The organism is Acinetobacter sp. NIPH 298, from assembly GCF_000369505.1.
Lineage (GTDB): Bacteria > Pseudomonadota > Gammaproteobacteria > Pseudomonadales > Moraxellaceae > Acinetobacter.
The window spans coordinates 1,857,324-1,879,928 of record NZ_KB850055.1 but is presented as its reverse complement, the minus strand read 5'-3'; the positions used below and the strand labels follow the sequence as shown (position 1 = coordinate 1,879,928).

General features: G+C 40.7%; 19 protein-coding genes. 6 read left to right on the top strand and 13 right to left on the bottom strand.

What is annotated here, in order from left to right; all coding sequences use genetic code 11:
- Window positions 1-2: 2 nt before the first annotated feature.
- Both F903_RS13685 and F903_RS13680 read right to left on the bottom strand, forming a co-directional pair.
- Entirely contained in the window at window positions 3-449 is a 447-nt protein-coding gene (locus tag F903_RS13685) for a DUF2946 family protein (RefSeq protein ID WP_005197853.1), read from the bottom strand.
- A 175-nt stretch (window positions 450-624) separates the two neighbouring features.
- A complete protein-coding gene (locus tag F903_RS13680; RefSeq protein ID WP_005197851.1) occupies window positions 625-1,326 on the bottom strand; it encodes a VIT1/CCC1 transporter family protein in 702 nt (233 codons plus the stop codon).
- Window positions 1,327-1,569: 243 nt separating this feature from the next.
- On the opposite strand from F903_RS13680, the gene F903_RS13675 reads away from it, so the two are divergent.
- Together F903_RS13675 and wecB are read left to right on the top strand one after the other, a co-directional pair.
- Complete coding sequence (locus tag F903_RS13675; protein ID WP_005197848.1) at window positions 1,570-2,784, top strand: tetratricopeptide repeat protein; 1,215 nt, start codon at window positions 1,570-1,572, stop codon at window positions 2,782-2,784.
- A 2-nt stretch (window positions 2,785-2,786) separates the two neighbouring features.
- Window positions 2,787-3,914 carry a non-hydrolyzing UDP-N-acetylglucosamine 2-epimerase gene (gene wecB / locus F903_RS13670; protein ID WP_005197846.1) on the top strand — a complete coding sequence of 376 codons (1,128 nt, stop codon included), beginning with the start codon at window positions 2,787-2,789 and terminating at the stop codon, window positions 3,912-3,914.
- On the opposite strand, the gene F903_RS13665 is transcribed toward wecB, so the two are convergent.
- From F903_RS13665 to F903_RS13625, 9 genes are all read right to left on the bottom strand, one after another.
- Complete coding sequence (locus F903_RS13665; RefSeq protein WP_155757054.1) at window positions 3,911-4,816, bottom strand: alpha-amylase family protein; 906 nt, start codon at window positions 4,814-4,816, stop codon at window positions 3,911-3,913. The two genes, wecB and F903_RS13665, sit on opposite strands and share 4 nt — an antisense overlap.
- Window positions 4,794-6,641 (bottom strand): hypothetical protein, encoded by a 1,848-nt coding sequence (locus F903_RS13660; protein WP_005197842.1) that lies wholly within the window; start codon window positions 6,639-6,641, stop codon window positions 4,794-4,796. Before F903_RS13660 ends, F903_RS13665 begins: the two co-directional genes overlap by 23 nt.
- Before the next feature lies 1 nt (window position 6,642).
- Complete coding sequence (locus tag F903_RS13655) at window positions 6,643-7,893, bottom strand: glycosyltransferase family 2 protein (protein WP_005197839.1); 1,251 nt, start codon at window positions 7,891-7,893, stop codon at window positions 6,643-6,645.
- Entirely contained in the window at window positions 7,880-8,785 is a 906-nt protein-coding gene (locus F903_RS13650) for a hypothetical protein (protein ID WP_005197837.1), read from the bottom strand. Before F903_RS13650 ends, F903_RS13655 begins: the two co-directional genes overlap by 14 nt.
- Window positions 8,785-9,543: a hypothetical protein gene (locus tag F903_RS13645; protein WP_034595172.1), complete on the bottom strand. Its 759-nt coding sequence runs from the start codon at window positions 9,541-9,543 to the stop codon at window positions 8,785-8,787. Before F903_RS13645 ends, F903_RS13650 begins: the two co-directional genes overlap by 1 nt.
- Before the next feature lie 44 nt (window positions 9,544-9,587).
- Window positions 9,588-11,093: a cryptochrome/photolyase family protein gene (locus F903_RS13640; RefSeq protein WP_005197830.1), complete on the bottom strand. Its 1,506-nt coding sequence runs from the start codon at window positions 11,091-11,093 to the stop codon at window positions 9,588-9,590.
- 120 nt (window positions 11,094-11,213) lie between these two features.
- Window positions 11,214-11,696 (bottom strand): FKBP-type peptidyl-prolyl cis-trans isomerase, encoded by a 483-nt coding sequence (locus F903_RS13635; RefSeq protein ID WP_005197827.1) that lies wholly within the window; start codon window positions 11,694-11,696, stop codon window positions 11,214-11,216.
- Window positions 11,697-11,817: 121 nt separating this feature from the next.
- Window positions 11,818-13,104 carry an NAD(P)/FAD-dependent oxidoreductase gene (locus F903_RS13630; protein ID WP_005197825.1) on the bottom strand — a complete coding sequence of 429 codons (1,287 nt, stop codon included), beginning with the start codon at window positions 13,102-13,104 and terminating at the stop codon, window positions 11,818-11,820.
- A gap of 72 nt (window positions 13,105-13,176) precedes the next feature.
- A complete protein-coding gene (locus F903_RS13625; RefSeq protein ID WP_034595078.1) occupies window positions 13,177-14,496 on the bottom strand; it encodes a D-alanyl-D-alanine carboxypeptidase PBP6B in 1,320 nt (439 codons plus the stop codon).
- Window positions 14,497-14,662: 166 nt separating this feature from the next.
- On the opposite strand from F903_RS13625, the gene F903_RS13620 reads away from it, so the two are divergent.
- Window positions 14,663-16,366 (top strand): M61 family metallopeptidase, encoded by a 1,704-nt coding sequence (locus F903_RS13620; RefSeq protein ID WP_005197820.1) that lies wholly within the window; start codon window positions 14,663-14,665, stop codon window positions 16,364-16,366.
- A gap of 95 nt (window positions 16,367-16,461) precedes the next feature.
- On the opposite strand, the gene uraH is transcribed toward F903_RS13620, so the two are convergent.
- Window positions 16,462-16,872, bottom strand: coding sequence for a hydroxyisourate hydrolase (gene uraH / locus F903_RS13615; RefSeq protein ID WP_051065083.1), 411 nt, complete (start codon window positions 16,870-16,872; stop codon window positions 16,462-16,464).
- Between the two features lie 382 nt (window positions 16,873-17,254).
- Here uraH and F903_RS13610 point away from each other — a divergent pair, with 382 nt between their 5' ends.
- Window positions 17,255-19,486, top strand: coding sequence for an NADP-dependent isocitrate dehydrogenase (locus tag F903_RS13610; RefSeq protein WP_005197816.1), 2,232 nt, complete (start codon window positions 17,255-17,257; stop codon window positions 19,484-19,486).
- Between the two features lie 89 nt (window positions 19,487-19,575).
- Here F903_RS13610 and F903_RS13605 read toward each other — a convergent pair whose 3' ends face one another.
- Window positions 19,576-20,388 carry an rRNA large subunit pseudouridine synthase E gene (locus F903_RS13605; RefSeq protein WP_004670416.1) on the bottom strand — a complete coding sequence of 271 codons (813 nt, stop codon included), beginning with the start codon at window positions 20,386-20,388 and terminating at the stop codon, window positions 19,576-19,578.
- A 192-nt stretch (window positions 20,389-20,580) separates the two neighbouring features.
- Here F903_RS13605 and icd point away from each other — a divergent pair, with 192 nt between their 5' ends.
- Window positions 20,581-21,837 (top strand): NADP-dependent isocitrate dehydrogenase, encoded by a 1,257-nt coding sequence (icd, locus tag F903_RS13600; RefSeq protein WP_004670417.1) that lies wholly within the window; start codon window positions 20,581-20,583, stop codon window positions 21,835-21,837.
- Between the two features lie 159 nt (window positions 21,838-21,996).
- Entirely contained in the window at window positions 21,997-22,506 is a 510-nt protein-coding gene (locus tag F903_RS13595; RefSeq protein ID WP_005197814.1) for a hotdog fold domain-containing protein, read from the top strand.
- The last annotated feature ends 99 nt before the right edge of the window (window positions 22,507-22,605 follow it).

The window sequence follows — 22,605 nt, the reverse complement described above, 5'->3', positions numbered from 1 at the left end:
AACTAAATCACTGAAAAAGCAAGTGGTGGAGCACGACCTTGGGGCGTAAGAAATAGTCGTTGTAAAGAAAAGAAGAAGCTGATGAACACTTGTTGTAGATGCAAATAACGCACCTGTAAGCGAACCAAAACTTCTTTAACACCTAATGTTGGAGGAACAACCAATTGTCCGTAGAAAAAACAGAATGGACATTGATGGTTAAAATCATGTTGATGTCCATGATTGGTTGAATTTGAAACGACCTGATCTGAGGCAATACTATGATGATGTTCAGCATGTGAGTGATGTGCATGCAGATCTTGCTGAGGTCTAAATTGGGATGACAAATGCAACACAGTCTCACATGCAGGAGAAATTTGATATTTCTCTGGCAATAGTGGCTGTAGAAAAACAGCAATCTGTAATGCAATTGTTGCAAATGCAAACAATATCCCAAGTCGATGTATCAAAACACTTCTCTACATTGGTCAGTTCAGAACTGCAAGGATCGAATTTAGTGGGATTTTCACACTAATTGTGGATCATTCAGTTATCTCTGATCATACAACCAAACGATAAAAAAAGCTTTATTCCGCCGTAAATTAATTCTTATACATCCACTCGGATTTCAAAAAGCAAGCATCTCTAAAGTGCTTGAACATTGAATAGTGAACCGACGCAGCTAGAGAATAGCATGGCGAGAATGCCCCACAGCGTAATACGTAAGCTGCTTTTTAGCATAGAGGTGTTGGCTATATATCCCGACATTGCACCCAGTAATGCGAGAGATAAAATCCCCGTGAGCATCACCGTCTGCGAAATATAAGCTTCGGCACTGAGTAAAATGGCGAACATTGGAAGGGCGGCACCGCAAGAAAAAGCCACAGCAGATGAGAGTGCGGCTTGAATCGGATTGGCTGCGGTATTTTCATGGATGCCGATTTCATCTCTGGCATGTGCACCTAAGGCATCATGTGCAGTCAGTTGTGTTGCGACTTGGTGCGCCAGTTCAGGTGCTAATCCTCGCGATATATATATTTGTGTTAACTCATTCAATTCGGCTTGAGGATTCTTTTTTAATTCCTTTGCTTCAAATTTTAAATCCGCTTTTTCAATGTCTTCTTGAGATTTTACTGACACATATTCGCCAGCCGCCATTGAGGTTGCGCCCGCAATCAGTCCAGCGATACATGTAACTAAGAGCGTCTGAGAATGCGCGCCACTGGCTGCCATGCCCATGACCAAACTGGTAACAGATATAATCCCATCATTTGCGCCAAGCACTGCCGCACGAAGCCAGCCAGAACGTTGTATCACATGAGGTTCAGCATGGTGTGAAAAAGTCATAATGTTCTCTATTTACATTTCATTTAATTTTGAATACAAAAAAACAGAGCATCGGCTCATTTTTGAGTTATAGATATTGATTTTTATCAATGATTCATCAACTTAACTTGCTTATAAAATAACTTATTTTAACCATTCGATAACGATGATTTAGTTATAATATGTGAATAACATAACATTATAAATTGAGTTGAATTGACCTTTCCTAACATTTTATATCGGTATTCTGAGTTGAGATCTGCAATGAAAAAATCAAAAAATAAGCTGCTGAGTCATACCTTGTTTATGTTGGGTCTTTTATTCCCGATACAGCAGGTGATGAGTGCCGAGTCTGATTTTGTCAAAGAGGGCGATGCTGCTTATAAGCCGGGCAATCCAATCTATGACCGTTGGGACAGTTTTTATAAAATTGAACAAAGCCAGCCCGAACAGGCGGAAAAAATCTTATTGGAGCTTGCACAACTGACGCCACAGGATATCAAAGTGTGGAAAAGTCTGACCTATTTACAAATTCGTTTGAATAAGCCACATGAAGCTTTGCAAAGTGTACGTCAAGCATCACAGCTTGCACCGCAAGATGACCAACTCAAATTACAACAGGCTTATTTACTCAATCAACAAAAAAATAATAAAGAAGCGTTGTCGATGTTCAAAAGTTTAACCACATCCAGTGATGCCGATATCGCGGCTAAAGCACAGCAAGCAGTACAAAATTTAAGTGGTGGGGCAGTCAAACCCGTATTCAAAGATATTTATTTTGCACCATCATATGAGTCGCGCTATGACGACTTCATTTTTCCTCTAAAAATGCGCTATGGGCGCAACTTGGATAATGGTCGTGCACAAGTCTATGGTTTTGTGAATCTTAACCGTGATACAAAATCTAAAGGTGGTGTCCGTCCAGAAATCATTGATGAAAATGCAGCGACTGTCGGTGTGGGGGCGAATTACCAGCCGTGGTTATCTTTACCGATTCGAGCTTATTTAGAGGTTGGCGGTAGTTATGATTTGATTGACCGCAATCGGGATAGGTTTCGCGAAAGTGTGGTTGGTGGTGTAACGGGTTATCAAGAATGGTACGCAAATCCAAGTGCGGAAAATCGCACGATTTGGAATGATTATTTTACCGATCTGTATGGCAATGTGGCAAGTTACTCGCGTGAGGACTATAACGTGATCGCAGATTTAAGATTACGCTCAGGCTTTAATGTCTACCGAGGTGACACAGGTACAGTACAAGCTTATGCCAAACTACATGCATTAGCTGACTCCAAGGGTGAAAATTATAATAATTTATTTGAGTATGGTGCAGGAGTGGCTTGGCAACCCTTTAATTATGTACCAGTAAAATTACGAGTAGAACGGCTGTATGGGCATTATCTCAAAGATGCCTTAGCCAATGGTCAAGATCGCTATAACAACACACGTACCGAACTTGTATTTTATAAGGATTTCTAATCATGAAAAAACTGATTTCGATTGTATTTGGTACTCGTCCTGAACTGATCAAACTTGCACCCGTCATTTTGCTGGCTCAACAAGATGAGCGTTTTCAAGTCGAAGTGATTTTTACGGGGCAGCATGATGAATTGGTACGTGATGCGATTGAGTTCTTTCAAATTAAAATAGATCACCGTCTAAAAATGATGAATGCGGGACAAAGTTTAAACCAATTGTTGATTCAAGGTTTGAGTCAATTAGAAGGGATTTTTAATGACGGGCAACATCGTGATGCAATTGTGATTCAAGGCGATACCACTACAGTTTTATCGGCTGGAATGGTCGCATTTTCTATGAAAATACCTGTGGCTCATGTGGAAGCCGGTTTGCGTTCTTATGATTTAGATCATCCATTTCCTGAGGAAGGAAATCGCCAATTGGTCTCAAGAATCACCAAATGGCATTTCGCGCCAACGGAACAGTCCAAACAAAACCTGTTACAGGAACATATTTCAGCAGAGAGCATTACCGTAACAGGCAATACCGTTGTTGATGCAGTTTATCTGGGGCGTGCGTTGATTCATCAACAAGTCACGCAACAAGATCATTTACAGCAGCACGGTTTGGTCTTTCCAGAAAATGCGCGGATTGTATTGATCACAGCGCATCGTCGTGAAAATTTTGGCGAAGGCATTGAAAATATTTGTCATGCGGTTGAATATTTAGCACAACACTATCCTGATGTTCATTTTGTTTGGCCAGTGCATTTAAACCCAGCAGTACATGATGTAGTCCATGGTAAATTTTCTCACCATGCACAGGTTCATCTCGTCAAACCATTAGACTATCCAAGTCTACTTGCGGTGATTGATCGTGCCGTGTTTATTTTGACAGATTCGGGTGGCTTACAAGAAGAAAGCCCTTCGTTTAACAAGCCAGTGCTTATTTTGCGAGAAACCACAGAGCGGCCTGAGGTGGTTCAAGTGGGTGCGGGTATTTTGGTTGGCACAGATCAAGCGAAAATCATCGCAGAAGCTGAAAAATTACTTTCAGATCAGGCACATTATGCACGTATGGCAAATGTGCCGAATCCGTTTGGGGATGGTAAAGCATCACAACGAATTTTGGATCAAATTGCTCGGGGTTAATGAGATGTTTTTGCTTTTGCACTTGAACCGTATTTGAGTTTATACCACCATGCCACGACATAGACGGTCATACGGTTCATATAATGTGGACCGTCAAAGATATAAACTTTTTGCCCTTCGTAAGCTTTCAGTTGTTCAATGATTTCCCAAGGATAGGCTGAACGAAACTTTCCGCTTTTGGTGGCGCGAAAGGCTTCTAAAACAATAATTACTTTTTCTTGTCCAAATTCTTGTTGTAAGCCATCTAGGATTATTCTCGCTTGTTGGGGTGAGCGCGTGCCCACACCAACACCGTCTTGAAAGAATACGTGAGTTTGCTCAGGTAACCAACTTTTCAGCCATACATCAAAGTGTGCTGGCATAGCTTCAGCACTATAGATGCTGACCCAAAGTGGTTTGGGGAGGGTGCTCAAAGCTTGTCCTAAAATCCCTACACCGAGCCAAGTTGGATCAGCTTCGACTGGAAAGTAATATCCTTTCAAAGGGATTGTTTGGGTTTTATCAATAATTTGTTGAGAGTTTGCTGCAAGTTGAACCACTTTAGAGCGAGCTAGTTTTTCGTCATATTCACCAGCCAAGCCCAATATAATATTTTCTGCCCATGGATTTTGATTGAGCTGTTTAAGGTTGATGTTTTTTTCCCATTTGGTGAAACCGATATCATGATCGAACCAAGATTTAGTTTGTACAACAGACCATTGGGGAACAAAGGTTGATACACCCAATAGATCCCAATTTCCTGTAGGGGGTGTTGTTTTTAAATCAGGCTGCCAAAACATTCCTTCAATGTGTGGAGGCTGCGTTTCTGATTGAATCAGATGCATGCAACCTCCCAAAAGTATGAGGACTGATATGGTTAAAGCAATGATACGTTTTAAATTATTCACTCTTATTTTTAGCATTTGGTTTTTTTCGCCAGTACCAGAGCAAGATGATGAGAATCATAATAGCAGAGATAATAGAAACCAAAATAAAGAAAGAGGATTGTTGAACCAGAGGTACTTTCTGATTTCCTACAATAATTTTCTGTAAGGTAAACACTTGCCCATTTTCAGTCACCAATATTTTACTGGCATTGTTTGGAATATCTTGTTGAATTTTCTCCCATAGTTGAGTGAAATTCTGAGCACCACTGATTGAGTCAGTGAGAATATCAAAGCGTTGATCATTGACACTGACTAAGAATCCATGCGTTGCGGCAGGAAGATAAACCATATCTTTATGCATTAAGATTTGTTGGCGATAGATATTCGGGTTGACGTGGACATTAATCAGTTCTGGTTTCGCAGGGTCGAATTTAACAAAATTTAATGGAACTGGATCATTGGTCATCAGCATTTTTTTGGCGACTTGGCTCACGATCATTGCGATTTCCAAACTCCCGGACTGACCATCAATCGCAATTGTCGGGTGTGTTGCGAAAGTCATGGGCAGTGATGCAACCCCATTCTTCAATTTATGCGGTAATTTAACCGTCGATTTTTTCGTATCAATCCATAAAGAACCTTTTGCTGTCGGTAAACATTGTGAATTGACGATCACAGAGTTTTCCAACTTCATACTAAAGGTTGTGTCATTCGAAATTGTCTTTGCAAAGTAGTTAAATTGTCGATTGACTGGGTCTGAATCTAAGTCAGCCGTTTTTAGACTTCCAGCCAGTCCGCCATCGATCCACGTGGTAATATTTGAACCTTCTAATAAACCACTTTGAACCCGAAGTGCAATCTGACCTTGTAAAATATCAGTGGGTTGCCAAACAGCAGGGAAAGTAAGGAAAAGATTTTTTTCAGCTTGATTTAAACGAAAATCACTAATACCAAGATCAGCCAGCGTTTTAATTTGTTTAATTTTGGCCCAAGTTGGAGCTGCAAGTTTATCAGTTAGAAAGGTGGATGAAGTATTCAGTTGTTGCAAATAGTGAGGATTTAATAATCCATTAATTGCGGACTCTAACTTTTTAGCTTGATCATATTGGATACTTAAAATAGGAACGTCATTTTGAGCACTGAGTTGTACTAAGGTGCCATTTGGCAATGGTGTTGCTGATTTAGAAATCTCAATCAAAAAATCTGCATTTTTACCCTCGGGTGGGTTTTGCTCATACCATTTAACTGGTGTAACAGAACCCCATGCGCTCATTAAACGCCCGAGCATTGAAGCTTCGTTTAGGTTGGCTGGATTGTATTTGAGCACACCGATAAACGGCGTTGGACGCACCACTTGTGGATTAAATAGTGCATCAGGTAATTCTTTCAAATGATAAAGTGGGCGATGTCGAGTGTAATCAATTTTTGAGTTGCTTAAATAGGTGACTTGATCTACATCCTCACTACAAAAGGTGGTTCGATCTGCTGCTGGGGATGTTCGGGGAGAATACTGTTGTATAATAAAATCTAAACGATGAAAGCCACTTGGGGCTGCGGGGATATCAAAGCTGATTTCGCCTGATCCGTTGAGCTGAGTGTTATATATGAGCTTATCATCATATTTCACCAATAAAGTGGTGTAGTGTTCTGTTGAATAGTCACTGCTAAAACGAATACTTTGCCATTCAGAACCCTTACCGACATAAAAGAAATGTGGCTCAATGGTGTATTTGTTGGACGTGTTAATATTGTCAAATGTCCACGTATTCAATGTATCTGCAAAAGTAAATACAGGCAAAGAGAGGGCTGCACTTGCTAATAATGTTTTGAAAATGGAATGATTTAATCGGTTTTTTTTCATTTTATTTTCTCTCCTTGCTACGTTCAGTTTTATACCACTGTAGTGAATTTCCTTGTATCTTATTTTTCAGCATGTCATAAGCCGCTTTAAATACGATAAATAAGAATATTTGTGAATAGGTCACGTAAGATAAAACTGCGAAGAAATATAGTTGAGGTTTTGCTCGTTCTAAAGATAAGGTGAACCACATCTGTGCCACATACAAGCAAAACGATAACGCCCATAACAAGGTAAAGGGTCCAGGTAAAGTAATACCTGCGATACCGAGTAAGCCTAAGGTCAAGGTGATGTGACTCCAAATCAGTGCGGGAACGAATAACACATAGCACATGATGTTGTTAAAAATTTCGATGCCAATCGGAAAAGGCTTTCTTAACGCGATCGGTAAATATTTACTGGTGACATAGAAGTTGCCTTGAGTCCAGCGTGATCGTTGTTTGATGAAAACACTCAAAGAAGGCGGATCTTGTTGCCAACCTACAGCATAGGGTACCCATTTAATTCGTCTTTGACCGAGAAAGATTCGGAAACTCATCTCCGTATCATCAACCAATGATTTTTCATCAAAACCACCAAGGGTTTCTAAGGCATCACGCCAAATTACATAGTTGGTTCCCATGAGGGTTGAAAGTTCAAAGCGTTGCCAACGACCTCCTTGGAAGATCCATTGAAAGAAAATAAATTCAATCGCAATAAAGCGAGTCAAAATACTATCGCGCCAATTACGGGTACGTACTTTGCCATTTACCGCAACCAGTTTTTTATCAGCAAGTAAAGTTTGGGCGAGTAGGCGTACACAGTCTGGTTCAGGCGTACTGTCCGCATCATAAACAATGATCAGTTCACCTTTGGCATGTGGTAAACCGTTGTTCAGTGTTCGAGATTTACCTTTACCGCCCATACCTTTTGGTACATTGACAATCTTAATACACGGATAAATGGCTGCCATGCGTTCAGCAATTTCAAGCGTATCGTCTTTAGAGCCATCATTGATCAATAAAACTTCATAAGCATGTGCGGGATAGTCTTGCTGCGCAATGGCATATAAGGTGTCTTCAATCACCACACCTTCGTTATAAGCTGGAATAAGCACACTCAACATCGGCCATTCGGCTGGAATGGGTAAATTTTCTAGCTCTTTGGCTGCATTTTTTGAGTATTTCCACGCTTGGTAACTCAACCATGCCCAAAACGCCTGTGGAATCCAGATCCCAAGAAAGCCGAATAAGAACAGAATATCAATTGCGGGCATGTATTCTCCTCCTTCGAATCATGGCAATGCTCAAAATGAGCAGTAGTGTGCCACCTAGCAACACCGAAGCCCATGAGATCGAACTTCCAAAGCTACTGAGTAGGCTAGGAAAGTGGAGTGACAATAAATAGTCCAGTGGAATTACGACGGTACTTACCGCAATCATGAAATAGCCGAAGATGTTAGTTTCGACACCTGTGGGTGTACTGGTATATTTAATCTTATTAAAGTTCCATGATATGCCTAGCTGAGGATATTCGATATTGGTTATAGGTATGTCTGCCGGCGGGTTAATAAGAATTTGATAGCCAGTGGTTTGTGATGTGTTGGTCGTGGCTTGATAAAAAAAATGTTGATGGTGCCGAACTTTACGTGCAGGAATAGACAATTTATTCGGATCGTCTGATTGAATAATATAATTACCTGCAGGTTGAGCAATCAGGTTTTCATCCCAACCTGTTTCGATCAGTGCTGCTAAAGGTCTGAGTCCGAGTGCAGTTGAAAATGTTGCTTTTGATGCAAAATATTTTGGATGCCGCATTTGAACGAGTGCAATCGGAATAGCACCTTCATTGACTGCTTTTTTAATTTTATAATATTCAATGATACTAAAATAATCATCTGGCAAAATGACGCCGGGTTTGACACCTTTATCAATTAATCGTTTGAAACTTTCAGACTGTAATTGATCAGCGGTAAAGACTGGCCACCACGTTTCTGGGTGAGCAAATAGTTGTCTAACCGCTTCAGGAGCTTCAACTTGAGAATTTAATTCAGTTTTTGCAGGTTGGATAGCGCAGTGGTAATACTGCTGATAAAACTGTTGTAAGGTTGTGTCTGGAACATGTTCGGTTGCAATCAGCAAGCCACAAATATTAAGAAGTACGGACATCAGGGCACCTCTTTGATTTGTTGAGATTGGGAGAGATACTCAGTGTGCTGTTCAATTTTAAGTTTTAAGACGGTGAGTTCTTGTAATTGTTGAATAAAAAGTGGATGGGGATGATGTTCATCTATGCTATTTTCATCATGGATAACAATACTTTTGATTTCGCTGAGTTCTTCATTAATAAAATGATAAATCACACTGTCTCGTTCGGTCGATAATATCGCCATGATCTTATTTTGAGTTTCTTTCCAGATGTCTTCACCCAACATTTCTCGAATCAGTATGGTATTGCTAATCTTGATACTGATCACTTCATAGTGGTCTTTATGGGTGAGTTGCAATAACTTTTTAAGCTGATCTTGAAAGTGCTTCAGTGCAGTGAGTGGTAAAATATCATGTTGATAATTTCGGTCATAACTTTGGATCGCACGATAGCTTGCCAATGCATTTTTAATATTATGACGGATGGCACTTAAAAAAATGGGGGCGATCGGTGCTACAAATAAGAGTAAAAGTTGACGTTCAATATAGGTTTGATTAGCCAGATCTAAAAAGAAATAGACCGCAATCGAAACAAACATGACCAAGCCTAATATTAGCGCTTTTCCAACAGTTAAGTATGCGCCCGCGATAACAAGGATCAACAGGAAGATCCAACTGCCACGATAACTTGCTGGCAACCACTCGTAAGCGACTATACCCATAAAAACTTGAGCGGAGATAATCCATAAGAGCAGTGCTGGGGCGGGATTCTTCTGCATAGTAATTTTAGTTTTATTCAGCATGTTTTGTGATCAAATTATCATTAATTTTTGGTGATTACGATAGTTTTTCTGTTATTAGGGTTTGTTGACATTTCCTTCTCCTCATGCAGATATGCTTTGAATGTTTCGATTGCACGAACACGACTGGTTTTTAGATCCACGATCGGTGCTGGATAGTTTAAGCTTTTGACTGCATTTTTAGCATAAGGTTCATGGATTGATTTGTCATCTAAATCAGCAAGTTCAGGCAGCCACGTGCGAATATAATCTCCTTGTGGATCAAATTTTTGCGATTGGCTGACTGGATTGAAGATACGGAAATAGGGCACCGCATCGGTACCTGTGGATGCACACCATTGCCATCCACCATTATTGGCAGCCAAATCACCATCAATCAGATGTTGCATAAACCATTGTTCGCCCTTACGCCAATCAATCAGTAAATTCTTGCTTAAGAACATGGCACAAATCATGCGGACGCGATTGTGCATCCAACCTGTGGCGAGTAATTGACGCATACCCGCATCAACAATTGGAATGCCTGTTTGTCCTTGTTGCCATTTTTCAAGTCCAATTGGATCATCACGCCAGCCAATATTTTGGGTGGAGGATTTAAACGGCAAATGTTTCGAAACTTTGGGGAAATCAAACAGAATATGTTGATAAAACTCGCGCCATAACAACTCATCTAGCCATGTTTGTTGACCTTCTGATTGGATAATAAAATCACCTTGTTGTTGGCGAAATAAGGCCTGAATACATTGGCGGATTGAGATGATGCCGATATTCATATATGCCGAGAGTTGACTGGTTCCTGCTTGGGCAGGAAAATCGCGTTCATTTTTATAGTTGATTACTTTCTCATCCATAAATTGGTCGAGTAAATGCAGTGCGTATGCTTCACCGATTTTCCAAGTCGCTATGCATGACTGAGGAAGTTTTGTCGCGTAGTGTTGCTGTAAGGCATCAATATCGGTTTGTATGCTTGATGAAAAATCACAGCTAATTGGGGGTTGAGTCTCAGGCAACGGATAACACTGAGGTAAAGCATGTTGTAAACGCTGATAGCAGGTTTTTTTGAATGCACCAAAGACTTGATAAGGTAAATTGGATTGATTGCGAATCGAGGCAACAGGGAAAAGCGTACGATCATTGAGTAGAATAAGGTCTTTTTTATACTGATTTAATAAAGTTTGAGTATCATGATCACGTTTTAACTCATTTACACCGAGCTCAATATTGGCATATACATGTTGAATTGGAACAAGTTCAATTAAATCCGAAAAGAACTGTACTATATCTTTCCAAAGCGGCACTGTCACAGTGATGAGTGGAATATTTAACGCAGTAAGTTCTTGTTTAAGGTGCTGTAATTGGCGTAAGTAAAACTCAATTTTAATCGGGGCATCATCATGCAGTTGCCATTGTTCAGGTGACAAGATCACCAGAGCAATCGTAGGTCCTGTTTGTGTAGCATGCCAAAGGGCAGCATGATCATGAATTCTGAGATCTTGGCGAAACCAAATCAGTTGATAATCGCTTTGCATAAAGTAAGAACCACTCAATTTATTAGAAGAGGTAAGGTATTTTTCTTATTTTATAAAAGTGAATGTGAAAAAAAAGCAAAGCCGAGGCTTTGCTTTTTGTAGTGCTAATTCATAAATGAATTAGTGGTGGTGACCACCTGCACCGTGTACGTGACCGTGATCTAACTCTTCTTGAGAAGCATCACGAATTTCTACGATTTCAACTTCAAAAGTAAGGTCTTGACCTGCAAGCGGGAAGTTTGCATCAACAAGAATGTTGTCACCTTCAATCGCTTTAACTGTTACGATCTGTACGCCGTCATCAGTTTGAGCTTGGAATTGCATACCCGGTTGGATGTTGTCTACACCTTGGAACATTTGAGCTGGAACTTCTTGCACGAGGTCAGGGTTGTATTCACCGTAACCTTCCGCAGCTGGAACGTTTACTGTGAATTTCTCGCCAACAGTTTTACCTGTAAGTGCATTTTCTAAACCAGGAATGATGTTGCCTGCGCCGTGCAAATATGCAAGTGGTTCACCTTGAGATTTGTCAAGTGTTTCACCCTCAGCGTTTGTTAAAGTGTAGTGGAATGAAACCACGTGATTATTTGCAATAGCAGTCATGTTTTAAATCCATGTCATTAATTTAGGTGTATATCATAAAGTGAAAAATGGTTTTTGTAGACCATTTTCCACTTTTTGAAACGATTTCATTATAAATAGGCACGAAATTAAAAATTTCAACTCAATATAGTTTAATTTTTGGACGGACACGTCTTGTGAGTAAATCTTTCATGGTCAGCATCCCCGCTTGGGTATAACCATGAATATTGGCTTGGTGTAGTCGATACAAAGAAACATACATGGTTTTGGCAATAAAACCTTGCACACTGACATCACCCAACAATTCTCCAACAGCTTGATTACGGCTTAAAGAAACCAGCGATCCTTTGTCGTTAAAGACAAACATTGGTTGAGGCGAACCTGATAACCGTGCTGCTAATGCATCGACTAAGAATGATGCTTGTTGGCTTGCCACTTGTGCACGTGGTCCCAAAGGTGGTTGGCGCGCATTTAACTGACAATGTGCACAATCACCAAAAGCGAATACATTTGGATCCGAATAGGTTTGTAGCGTTGCATAGACCATTAAACGGTTAATTTTGTCACGTTTAAAATCAGTAAAAGACTCTAGAACTTTAGGTGCTTTGACGCCGGCAGCCCATACCGTAATATCAGAATGCAAAACATGCCCATTACTAAAGTAGACATTAGACTGATCTACTTTTTGTACTTTGTGCTCCGTCAGAACCTCGATGCCCATTTTCTTGAGTTGCTTGGCGCTATGCGCTGCTGTTTTCTCATTCAGTGCAGGTAAGATACGATCAGATGCTTCGATTAAGGTGATTTTGACTTGCTTCGGATTAATTTTCTTTAATCCATAACGATAAAAGTTCTTGGTGGTTTCAATCAGTTCTGCCGCCAACTCAACTCCAGTCGCGCCTGCACCAACGATTCCAATATTCAAAGCGCGGTCATTGGGTTGATTTTGCGCTTCGATATAAAGGTGGAATAAATCTTGTTGGAAAATGTCTGCTTGTTGACGACTGTCTAGGAAATGACAATATTCACGAACACCTTCAGTACCAAAATCATTTGAGACTGAACCAACAGCCAGCACCAAAGTGTCATAGCTTAAGCTTTGAATTTGTGGGGTGTGTTCTTTGGAGAGCTGAGGTGGAGCGAGGGTAATTTGTTTTTGGTCTTTATTAATCTCAATTAAAGTACCAAGCACAAATTCAAAGTGATGCTTTTCTGCGTGAGCAAAATAATTGGTTTGTTCTTCGTGAGGGTTGATTGAGCCTGCGGCGATTTCGTGGAGGAGCGGTTTCCAGATATGGGTAAGATTCTGATCGACTAAAGTGATTTTAGCTTTGTTACGTCGACCAAAACGTTCACCGAGTTGTGTTGCAAGCTCTAAACCACCTGCGCCACCGCCCACAATCACGATATGATGTAAGGTTTTGCTCATGATTAACCTGATTATTTTTGTGAAAGGATGGGGGGATTATGCCATCCTTATCTTGATAAAAATAGTCAGGTTTTAGCCTTGATTTAACGGATAGAGTTTTGCCGCCTTGGTATCATTGCTTGCAAAGAACGAGAACAAGTTGGAAAACCAAGTCATGATTCTTTGAAAAATATTGGCTTCTTCAATCTGCACATCATTTTCAATTTGTAAGCTACGAAGTAACTGATTATTTTGATAAATTGAAACCGTGGCGAGGTTCATCGCTTGGGTCAATGGTGCAGTTAAATGTTGTTGATTGAGTTCAATATTGATATGCGTATTGGTCGTTTGTAATGGCTCAATTACAGTGATTTGTTGATTTGTATCAAGCACCTGAATACGTTGCGTGACTAAATCAAAGGTATTTAAATCAATCGGTGCAGGTTGAGCATATAAAGACGTAGTCACAATGGTTGGCTGTTGTGTTTCAACTTTAAACATTTTCAAAGTTGATTTAATCACTGGAAGTTCAGCAATCAGTCTATGCTTTGGAATGACTTCTTCATCACGTGTATAGGTATAAGCCAAGTTCATTAACTTGTGTGCTACTTCAGCACGTTTGATGGCGTTTGGCGTGCCCAAAACAACCACAATCAAACGTCGGTTATCTACATGTGAATTAAACGTAGGACGCTCTGCGGTTAAAGCTAAATTGTAGCCTGCTGCTTTGGTATAACCCGTTTTTAAGCCGTCCGAGGTCGGATCCATTTTGAGCGCAAGGTTAGTTGCACGATGGAAACGTTGATTGTAGCTAAAACTTGGCATTTTTGAGTAAATCAAATAGTCTGGTGTTTTGGTGACAATGGCTTGCGCGAGTAAACTGAGATCGGCAGCAGTCGAATAATGATCGGTCATGGTAATGCCTGACGGATTACTAAAATGCGTATCTTTCATGCCTAAAGCTTGGGCTTCTTGATTCATTCGAGCCAAAAATTGCGGCACGCTCCCTGAGATTTTTTCAGCTAATGTTAATGCAGCATCATTGGCAGACATGATGATTAGGCCTGCTAATAGTTGATCTACAGAAATTTGTTCGCCAGCTTTCAAATACATTTGCGACTCATCCCACATCACTGAATTGACAACAGGTGTGGCGGTAAGCACATCTTCTTTACGTAATTTGCCTGCTTCGATTTCTTTTAAAGCAATATAAGCCACCATCATTTTGGTCAACGATGCTGGCGCACGCTGCACATGACTATTGTGTTCAGCAATAATTTGTCCTGATTGTACATCGATGATCGACCACGCCTGAGCTTCGACTGTTTCGGGCATAATATTGAGTAAATTTGCATGTGTTAGCTGAGCAAAAAGCATGCTAAGAAATAAACAGAGGGAGAGATAAAATTTCACTTAAATACCTTTTACAGCCGATCCAGTGGCATGAACGCAAGAAAAGCATGCTATGACTTTTCTGCCATAGAATCCAGCAACTTTTGCAGACAATTTCGACAACTGCGCAAGACTTTGTAAAAAAATGATAAGCTGTGAGAAATCTTTCTATTTGCTATTTTGAACTATGCTGCACTATCAAATTGAGTTCGATGATTATCGCCAACACCTCATTCATGTCACGCTTCGTTTTCTTGCCAACCCAAATCAAGAACTTTGGTTGCCAACTTGGATTCCAGGGAGTTATCTGATTCGTGAATTTTCAAAACATATCGAGTCGGTTAAAGCATCGGATGAAGCAGGACGTTTACTCAGTATTAAGAAAACCGAGAAAAATCGCTGGCGTTTATTCAATACCGACCATGAACTGATTACGGTTGAATATGATGTCTATGCATACGATTTATCGGTGCGTGGTGCTTATGTGGATCAAACGCGTGTGTATGTCAATCCAGCTTGTGTTTGTTTGGGACTTCAGGATCAAGAACAATCACCATGTGAAGTGGAACTGTTCCTACCAAATGAATTGAAGCATTTTCAGATTGCTACAGGTTTGCCTGCGAAAAGTTTAGTCAAAGGACGTTTTACTTTAAAAGCTGAAAATTATGATCAGCTGATTGATAGCCCATTTGAACTCGCTGATCAAAGTCGTTTTAGTTTTGAAGCAAATGGTATTCCACACGAGTTTGTGATTTCAGGTAAACACAGTACCAATCTGCAACGTTTACAAGCTGATATCGAAAAAATATGTCGTACTGAAATTGAGATGTTTGGCTCAGCACCCTTTCAAAACTATAGCTTTATGACCATGGCGACAGGCAATAGTTATGGTGGTTTGGAACATTGCAATAGTACAAGTTTGATTATACCTCGGGATGACCTACCAAAAGAAAATGAGGCGGAAGAACCATCTAAGGATTATCAACGTTTCTTAGGCTTATGTAGTCATGAATATTTCCATTCATGGTTAGTGAAATTTATTCGCCCAGAAAACTTTGCCAATTATGATTTGCACAAAGAGGGCTATACCAGCTTACTTTGGATATTTGAAGGCTTTACCTCTTATTATGACGATCTGATTTTGTTACGTAGTGGTGTCATTTCACAAGCATCGTATTTAGATTTATTAAAAGCGCAAATTGATCGTTATTTACAAAACCCTGGACGTTTTATTCAGTCTGTTTCTGAGTCGAGTTTTGATGCTTGGATTAAGTTCTATCGTCAGGATGAGAACTCTATTAACGCAGGCACAAGTTACTATAATAAAGGCAGCTTAGTGGCGCTTTGCCTAGATATGGGTTTGCGTTTAAGAGGTTCAAGTCTCGATGCTTTGATGCGTCGTTTATATGAAAATACGCAACAGGGAATTCAGGTCAATGATCGAACGATTTTTGAGTTATGTCATGAACTGACGGGTGATGATTGGGTTGAGCAAATCAATCATTTGATCAATACCACTGAAGAATTGCCGCTTGATCAATTATTACCTGAGTTTGGTTTAAGTTATACGATCAAAAATGAAAAAGCACTTCCATTTGGTCTGAAAACTGTCGATAAAGCAGAGGGTATATTGGTACAGCAAGTTCGCCGTGACAGTGCAGCAGCTCAGGCGGGATTATCTGCCAATGATGTGATTATTGCGATTGATGGTTTAAAAGCATCAGAGAAATTGCTTGCTCAATATGCCAAGCAGCAAGCTTCATTTACCGTGTTTGCTTTCCGTCGAGATGAGTTCTTACAATTTGAGCTTCAGGGCGGAGAAAACCCACTCACCACGGTTGAATTGAAAGTTGAAGATCAAAGCAAAGTAGATGCTTGGTTGAAGGTCTAAGATATAAAGAGAGAGGAGACGCCCTCTCTTTTATTCAAATGCGAAGATTGATGATCGAATAAGATGATCAATCTAGTTTTATTGGTTGTAAACGATTAGTTTCCTCGATAGGTCGAATAACCATAAGGACTGATTAAAAGGGGAATATGATAGTGTTCAAGTTTTCCATCGATCATAAAAATGACGGGTACTTCTGGAAAAAATGAATTCTGATTATTGTCTTTAAACCATTTGCCTGTCTTGAAAGTTACTTTATAAACTCCTTTTTTTAATGCTGTATTTTTGGGATAAAGTTCACTAATCTGACCTTGTTGATTGGTTACGCCAGAACTTATTTCCTTCCATTTGTTATTTTCTTGAGTTTCCAGAGTGACTTTTACGTTGGCAGAGGGAAGACCGTTTTCTAAATTGAGTACATGTACACTTAAAGGATTTTGTGCATAACACAAAGAAGAAAAACAATACCGACGAGTACGATAAAAGTTTTCATCATTTGTTAAAAAAATGAGTTTAAAAAGTGTAACTACAATCTCATAAAAGGGCTGTATAACACTGACCAAAGTTTAGTAAATAACCAATTTAGAGGGTTTCAATCATAGACCTTAGTAGGTATTTCGTAGCGAAATGTCGTTATCACTAGATATTGCGTTGACTAGGATGCCCAGAGGACTGATACTCTCATGTTTTAATTAAGCTAACCGGTTCGCATGGGGCGAGTCTTAAACTTGCGCCTGTTATTTCTCAGCGAAATGTCGCTATCACAAGATATTGCGTTGACTGAGATATGAGCAGAACAGATATTCTCTAGTTTACTTAAGTAAACCGGTTCGCAGGGGCTAGGCCAAAAGCTCGGCTCTAAAAAACTCAATCCAACACAAGGGGCTATATATGGCTAGTGGAAAGTCAACAATCATTTACACACTGACTGACGAGGCGCCGCTATTGGCGACCTACTCGCTGCTGCCGATCATTGAGACCTTTACTAAGCCAGCGGGCATCGAGATTGTCAAAAGTGATATTTCAGTAGCCTCACGCGTGCTCTCAGAATTCTCAGACTATTTAAGCGACGAGCAAAAGGTGACGAACAACCTTGCTGAGCTTGGTCGTCTCACGCAGAATCCAGATACGAATATTATCAAACTTCCGAATATCAGTGCTTCAGTTTCTCAGTTGGTGTCATGCATTAAAGAGCTACAATCGAAGGGCTATGCAATTCCTGACTATCCAGGAAATCCAACGACTGAGGAAGAAAATGCGATCAAGGCGCGTTATGGTAAGTGTCTCGGCTCAGCTGTGAACCCAGTATTGCGTGAAGGTAACTCTGACCGTCGTGCGCCTACTGCAGTGAAGAATTATGCTAAGAAGCATCCGCATTCAATGAGCGAGTGGAAACAGTGGTCGCAAACCCACGTTTCACATATGGAACATGGTGATTTCTATCACGGCGAAAAATCGATGACACTTGATCGTGCTCGTAACGTGAAAATGGAACTGATCACCAACAGTGGTAAGAGTATTGTCCTCAAGCCAAAAGTGGCATTGCAGGATGGTGAGATTATTGATTCGATGTTCATGAGCAAGAAAGCACTATGTGACTTCTATGAGCAAGAACTCGAAGATTGTCGTGAAGCAGGGATCTTATTCTCATTGCACGTCAAAGCGACCATGATGAAAGTTTCTCACCCAATCGTATTCGGTCACTGCGTCAAAATTTACTATAAAGATGCCTTTGAGAAACATGGCAAATTATTCGACGAGTTAGGTATCAACGTCAATAATGGTATGGCTGGACTTTACGAGAAGATCGAGACACTACCAACATCACTACGTGAAGAAATCATTGAAGATTTACATGCTTGTCAGGAACATCGTCCTGCGCTGGCAATGGTTGATTCAGCAAAAGGGATCACCAACTTCCATTCGCCAAACGACATCATTGTCGATGCGTCTATGCCTGCGATGATTCGTGGTGGCGGTAAAATGTGGGGTGCAGATGGCAAGCAGTATGACTGTAAAGCAGTTATGCCAGAATCAACCTTTGCTCGTATCTATCAGGAAATGATCAATTTCTGTAAGTGGAACGGCAACTTCGACCCGAGAACAATGGGGACTGTGCCAAACGTTGGTTTAATGGCGCAAAAAGCTGAAGAATACGGCTCGCACGACAAAACTTTCGAGATCACTGAAGCAGGCGTTGCCAACATCACTGATCTTGAAACTGGCGAAGTGTTAATGTCGCAAAACGTTGAGGAAGGCGATATCTGGCGTATGTGTCAGGTGAAAGATGCACCGATTCGTGATTGGGTAAAACTTGCGGTTACGCGCGCGCGCAACTCAGGTATGCCAGCAATCTTCTGGCTTGACCCGTACCGTCCACATGAAAATGAATTGATCAAGAAAGTCGAAGAGTATCTAAAAGAGCACGATACAGAAGGACTTGATATTCAAATCATGTCTCAAGTCCGTGCGATGCGTTATACACTTGAGCGTGTAGCTCGTGGTTTAGATACCATTTCAGTGACAGGTAACATCTTACGTGATTACCTCACTGACTTGTTCCCGATCATGGAATTGGGTACTTCTGCGAAAATGCTATCGATCGTTCCATTAATGGCTGGTGGCGGTATGTACGAAACTGGTGCAGGCGGTTCGGCACCAAAACACGTACAGCAATTGGTCGAAGAGAACCACTTACGTTGGGACTCACTCGGTGAATTCCTTGCTTTGGCAGCATCGTTGGAAGAGATGGGAATTAAAGAAGACAATTCCCGTGCCAAGTTATTAGCTAAAACACTTGATCAAGCAACCGATAGATTACTGGATAGTGGTAAGTCTCCGTCGCGTCGTACTGGTGAGCTTGACAACCGTGGCAGTCATTTCTATCTATCGTTATATTGGGCAGAAGCGCTTGCTGCACAGGACGAAGATGCTGACTTAAAAGCCAAATTCGCTCCACTTGCGAAGACGTTGGCTGAAAATGAGCAAAAGATCGGTGCGGAACTTGCTGAAGTTCAAGGTAAGCCTGCTGATATTGGCGGTTACTACTTGGTTGATTTGGATAAAATCAGTGCGGTAATGCGTCCAAGTGCGACTTTCAATGCAGTTCTTGCAGCCGTTTAATGTTATTGATGTGAGCTAAGATGAGATCGCTCATCTTACTCTCAAACAAAAAAACCAGCGCGTATGCGCTGGTTTTTTTTGTGGCAACATTAACGTGGTCGACGACCACGTGGCGCTTTGGTATTTGGACGTGTCGTACCATTGGTCTTACGACGTGGTTTTTCACTTTCATCCATTTGCCAAATGCGTGTTGTACCGCCACTGGCTTTTTTCTTACCTTTAAATGGTGCTTCGCCTTTTTCTTCACGCGCTTTATCTTTTGAGCGAGAAAAATGTGGTTTATTGGTCGACTTTTTCGCAAAAGAACGGCCTTCATACGGTTTATCCGCTGGCACATCCTTAAAATCAGAATAAAGCAACGGTTCGATTTCGACTTTTTCACCCGGTTTTAAACCAAGCTTCACCAAGTTGATTGAACCAATTTGAGTACGAATCAAACGTAAAGTTGGAAAGCCAACCGCAGCCGTCATGCGGCGTACTTGGCGGTTACGTCCTTCACAGATTTGTAGTTCAATCCAAGTCGTTGGAATGTTGGCACGAAAGCGTACAGGTGGAGTACGTTCCCATAACCAATCTGGCTCGTCTACTTTACTTGCTTTTGCAGGTAAGGTTAGACCATCCGCAAGTTCGATGCCTTGACGTAGTTGCTCTAATGCTTCTTCGGTGACATCACCATCGACTTGAGCAAGGTAGGTTTTATACTTCTTATTGCTTGGGTGGGTAATGAACTGATTTAAACCCCCATGATCGGTCAGAAACATCAGACCTTCAGAGTCTAAATCTAAACGACCTGCAATACGAAGCTCAGGATCGCTGATAAAATTTGAAACCGTTAAGTGTGCCGTATCTTCTCGGAACTGTGAAAGCACATCATAGGGTTTATTGAAGACCACTATTCTCATAAATAAATACTACTTCTAGATTATGGGGGTTGGTAAACTTATGCTTTTATTTATATGAGAAATGTTGTTATTTCTCATATAAATCTCAAAACAAACTAGATTGGATTAGACTATTTTACGCAAATAAAAAATTAAAGTATGCCAAAGAAGGCATATATTTACTCGCCAGCAACATGAGGGAGAGCCTATACAATGGGTTATCAGAAGATCGTGGTTCCTGCAGATGGTGACAAAATCACAGTGAATGCAGACCTGTCACTGAATGTTCCAAATCATCCAATCATTCCTTTTATTGAAGGCGATGGTATTGGTGTGGATATTACACCAGCAATGCAAGCAGTAGTAGATGCTGCGATTCAAAAAGCTTATTGCGGTAAGCGTTCGATTGAATGGATGGAAGTCTACTGCGGTGAAAAAGCAGACAAAATTTACGGCACATATATGCCAGAAGAAACTTTTGACGCTTTACGTGAATTCATTATATCAATTAAAGGGCCTTTAACCACCCCTGTAGGTGGTGGTATTCGTTCATTGAACGTTGCTTTACGTCAAGAATTAGATTTATACGTGTGCGTACGACCAGTACGCTGGTTCGAAGGCGTACCATCGCCAGTGCAACATCCTGAATTAACTGACATGGTGATTTTTCGTGAAAACTCGGAAGATATCTATGCAGGGATTGAATGGAAAGCTGATTCTGAAGAAGCCAAGAAAGTCATTAAATTCTTAAAAGAAGAAATGGGTGTGACCAAAATCCGTTTCTCAGAAGGCTGTGGTATCGGGATTAAACCAGTATCAAAAGAAGGCACGCAGCGTTTAGTACGTAAAGCTATTCAATTTGCCATTGATAATGATAAACCTTCGGTGACATTGGTTCACAAAGGTAACATTATGAAGTACACCGAAGGCGCGTTCAAAGAGTGGGGCTATGAGCTTGCGATGGAACGCTTTGGTGGCGAACTGCTTGATGGTGGTCCTTGGGTCAAGATCAAAAATCCTAAAACAGGCAAAGACATCATCATTAAAGATGTGATAGCAGATGCATTCTTGCAACAAATCTTAATGCGCCCAGCAGATTATTCAGTGATTGCAACCCTGAACTTAAATGGTGACTATATCTCAGATGCACTTGCTGCCGAAGTCGGTGGTATTGGGATCGCACCGGGTGCCAATATTGGTGGTGCGATTGCAGTTTATGAAGCGACCCATGGAACAGCACCAAAGTACGCAGGTCAGGATAAAGTCAATCCGGGTTCGATCATTCTTTCTGCGGAAATGATGCTACGTGATATGGGATGGACGGAAGCTGCGGATCTGATTATCAAAGGGGTTTCAGGTGCGATTGAAGCAAAAACTGTCACCTATGACTTTGAGCGTTTAATGCCAAATGCAACCTTGTTGCGTTGTTCGGAATTTGGTCAAGCAATAATTTCGCATATGGGCGATTAAAGTTATTTAATGATCTTAAAAGAGCGGCGATGACCGCTCTTTTTTATTATTTGCATGAAAAATTCGTGACCTAGAGGTTCAGACAAACGCTATGGGAAGGTTCGTGATATAGATTTCATTATGTTAACTTATTTGAAATTCATTTAAATCAATTTCAAAATGGCTAATCTATTTAATACCGCAATTCAAAAACTCAGAAAAAATATACGTCCTCAAGGCAATTATGTACTCAATGCTTACAACGGCTTGAAGAATATCCCTGGTGGATTAACGTTACTTTCAAAAATTGTAAGTCGTAAAGCACCATATTTTCAAACGGTTGACCCAATCATTCGCAAGCTTGAACGCAATTATTGTGAAGCAAGCATGTCAAAAAACAAAACTGTAGAAAATCATATTGGTACAGTTCACGTGATCGCGATTTGCAACGGATTGGAATATGTCATGGGTGTTTTGGCGGAAGCTTCTGTGCCCGCTCATCTAAGATGGTTGCCAAAAGGGATGCAGGTTGATTATTTGGCGAAAGCTGATTCTGATATTCGACTTACAGCCATCGTTGAACAAGATTGGAAAACGGGAGATTTGCAAGTCAAAGTGCAGGCTTTAAGGGAAGACGGCGTCGCCGTTGTTCAAGGAATCATTACGCTTTGGGTGACGGAAAAGAAATAGGTCTGCTTTCATCTATTTGGTATAACTTTCACGTAAAATTCTTAGATATGGTTTGTATCGCAAATTTAGAAAAAACTGTATCTATGATTTACAGATGAT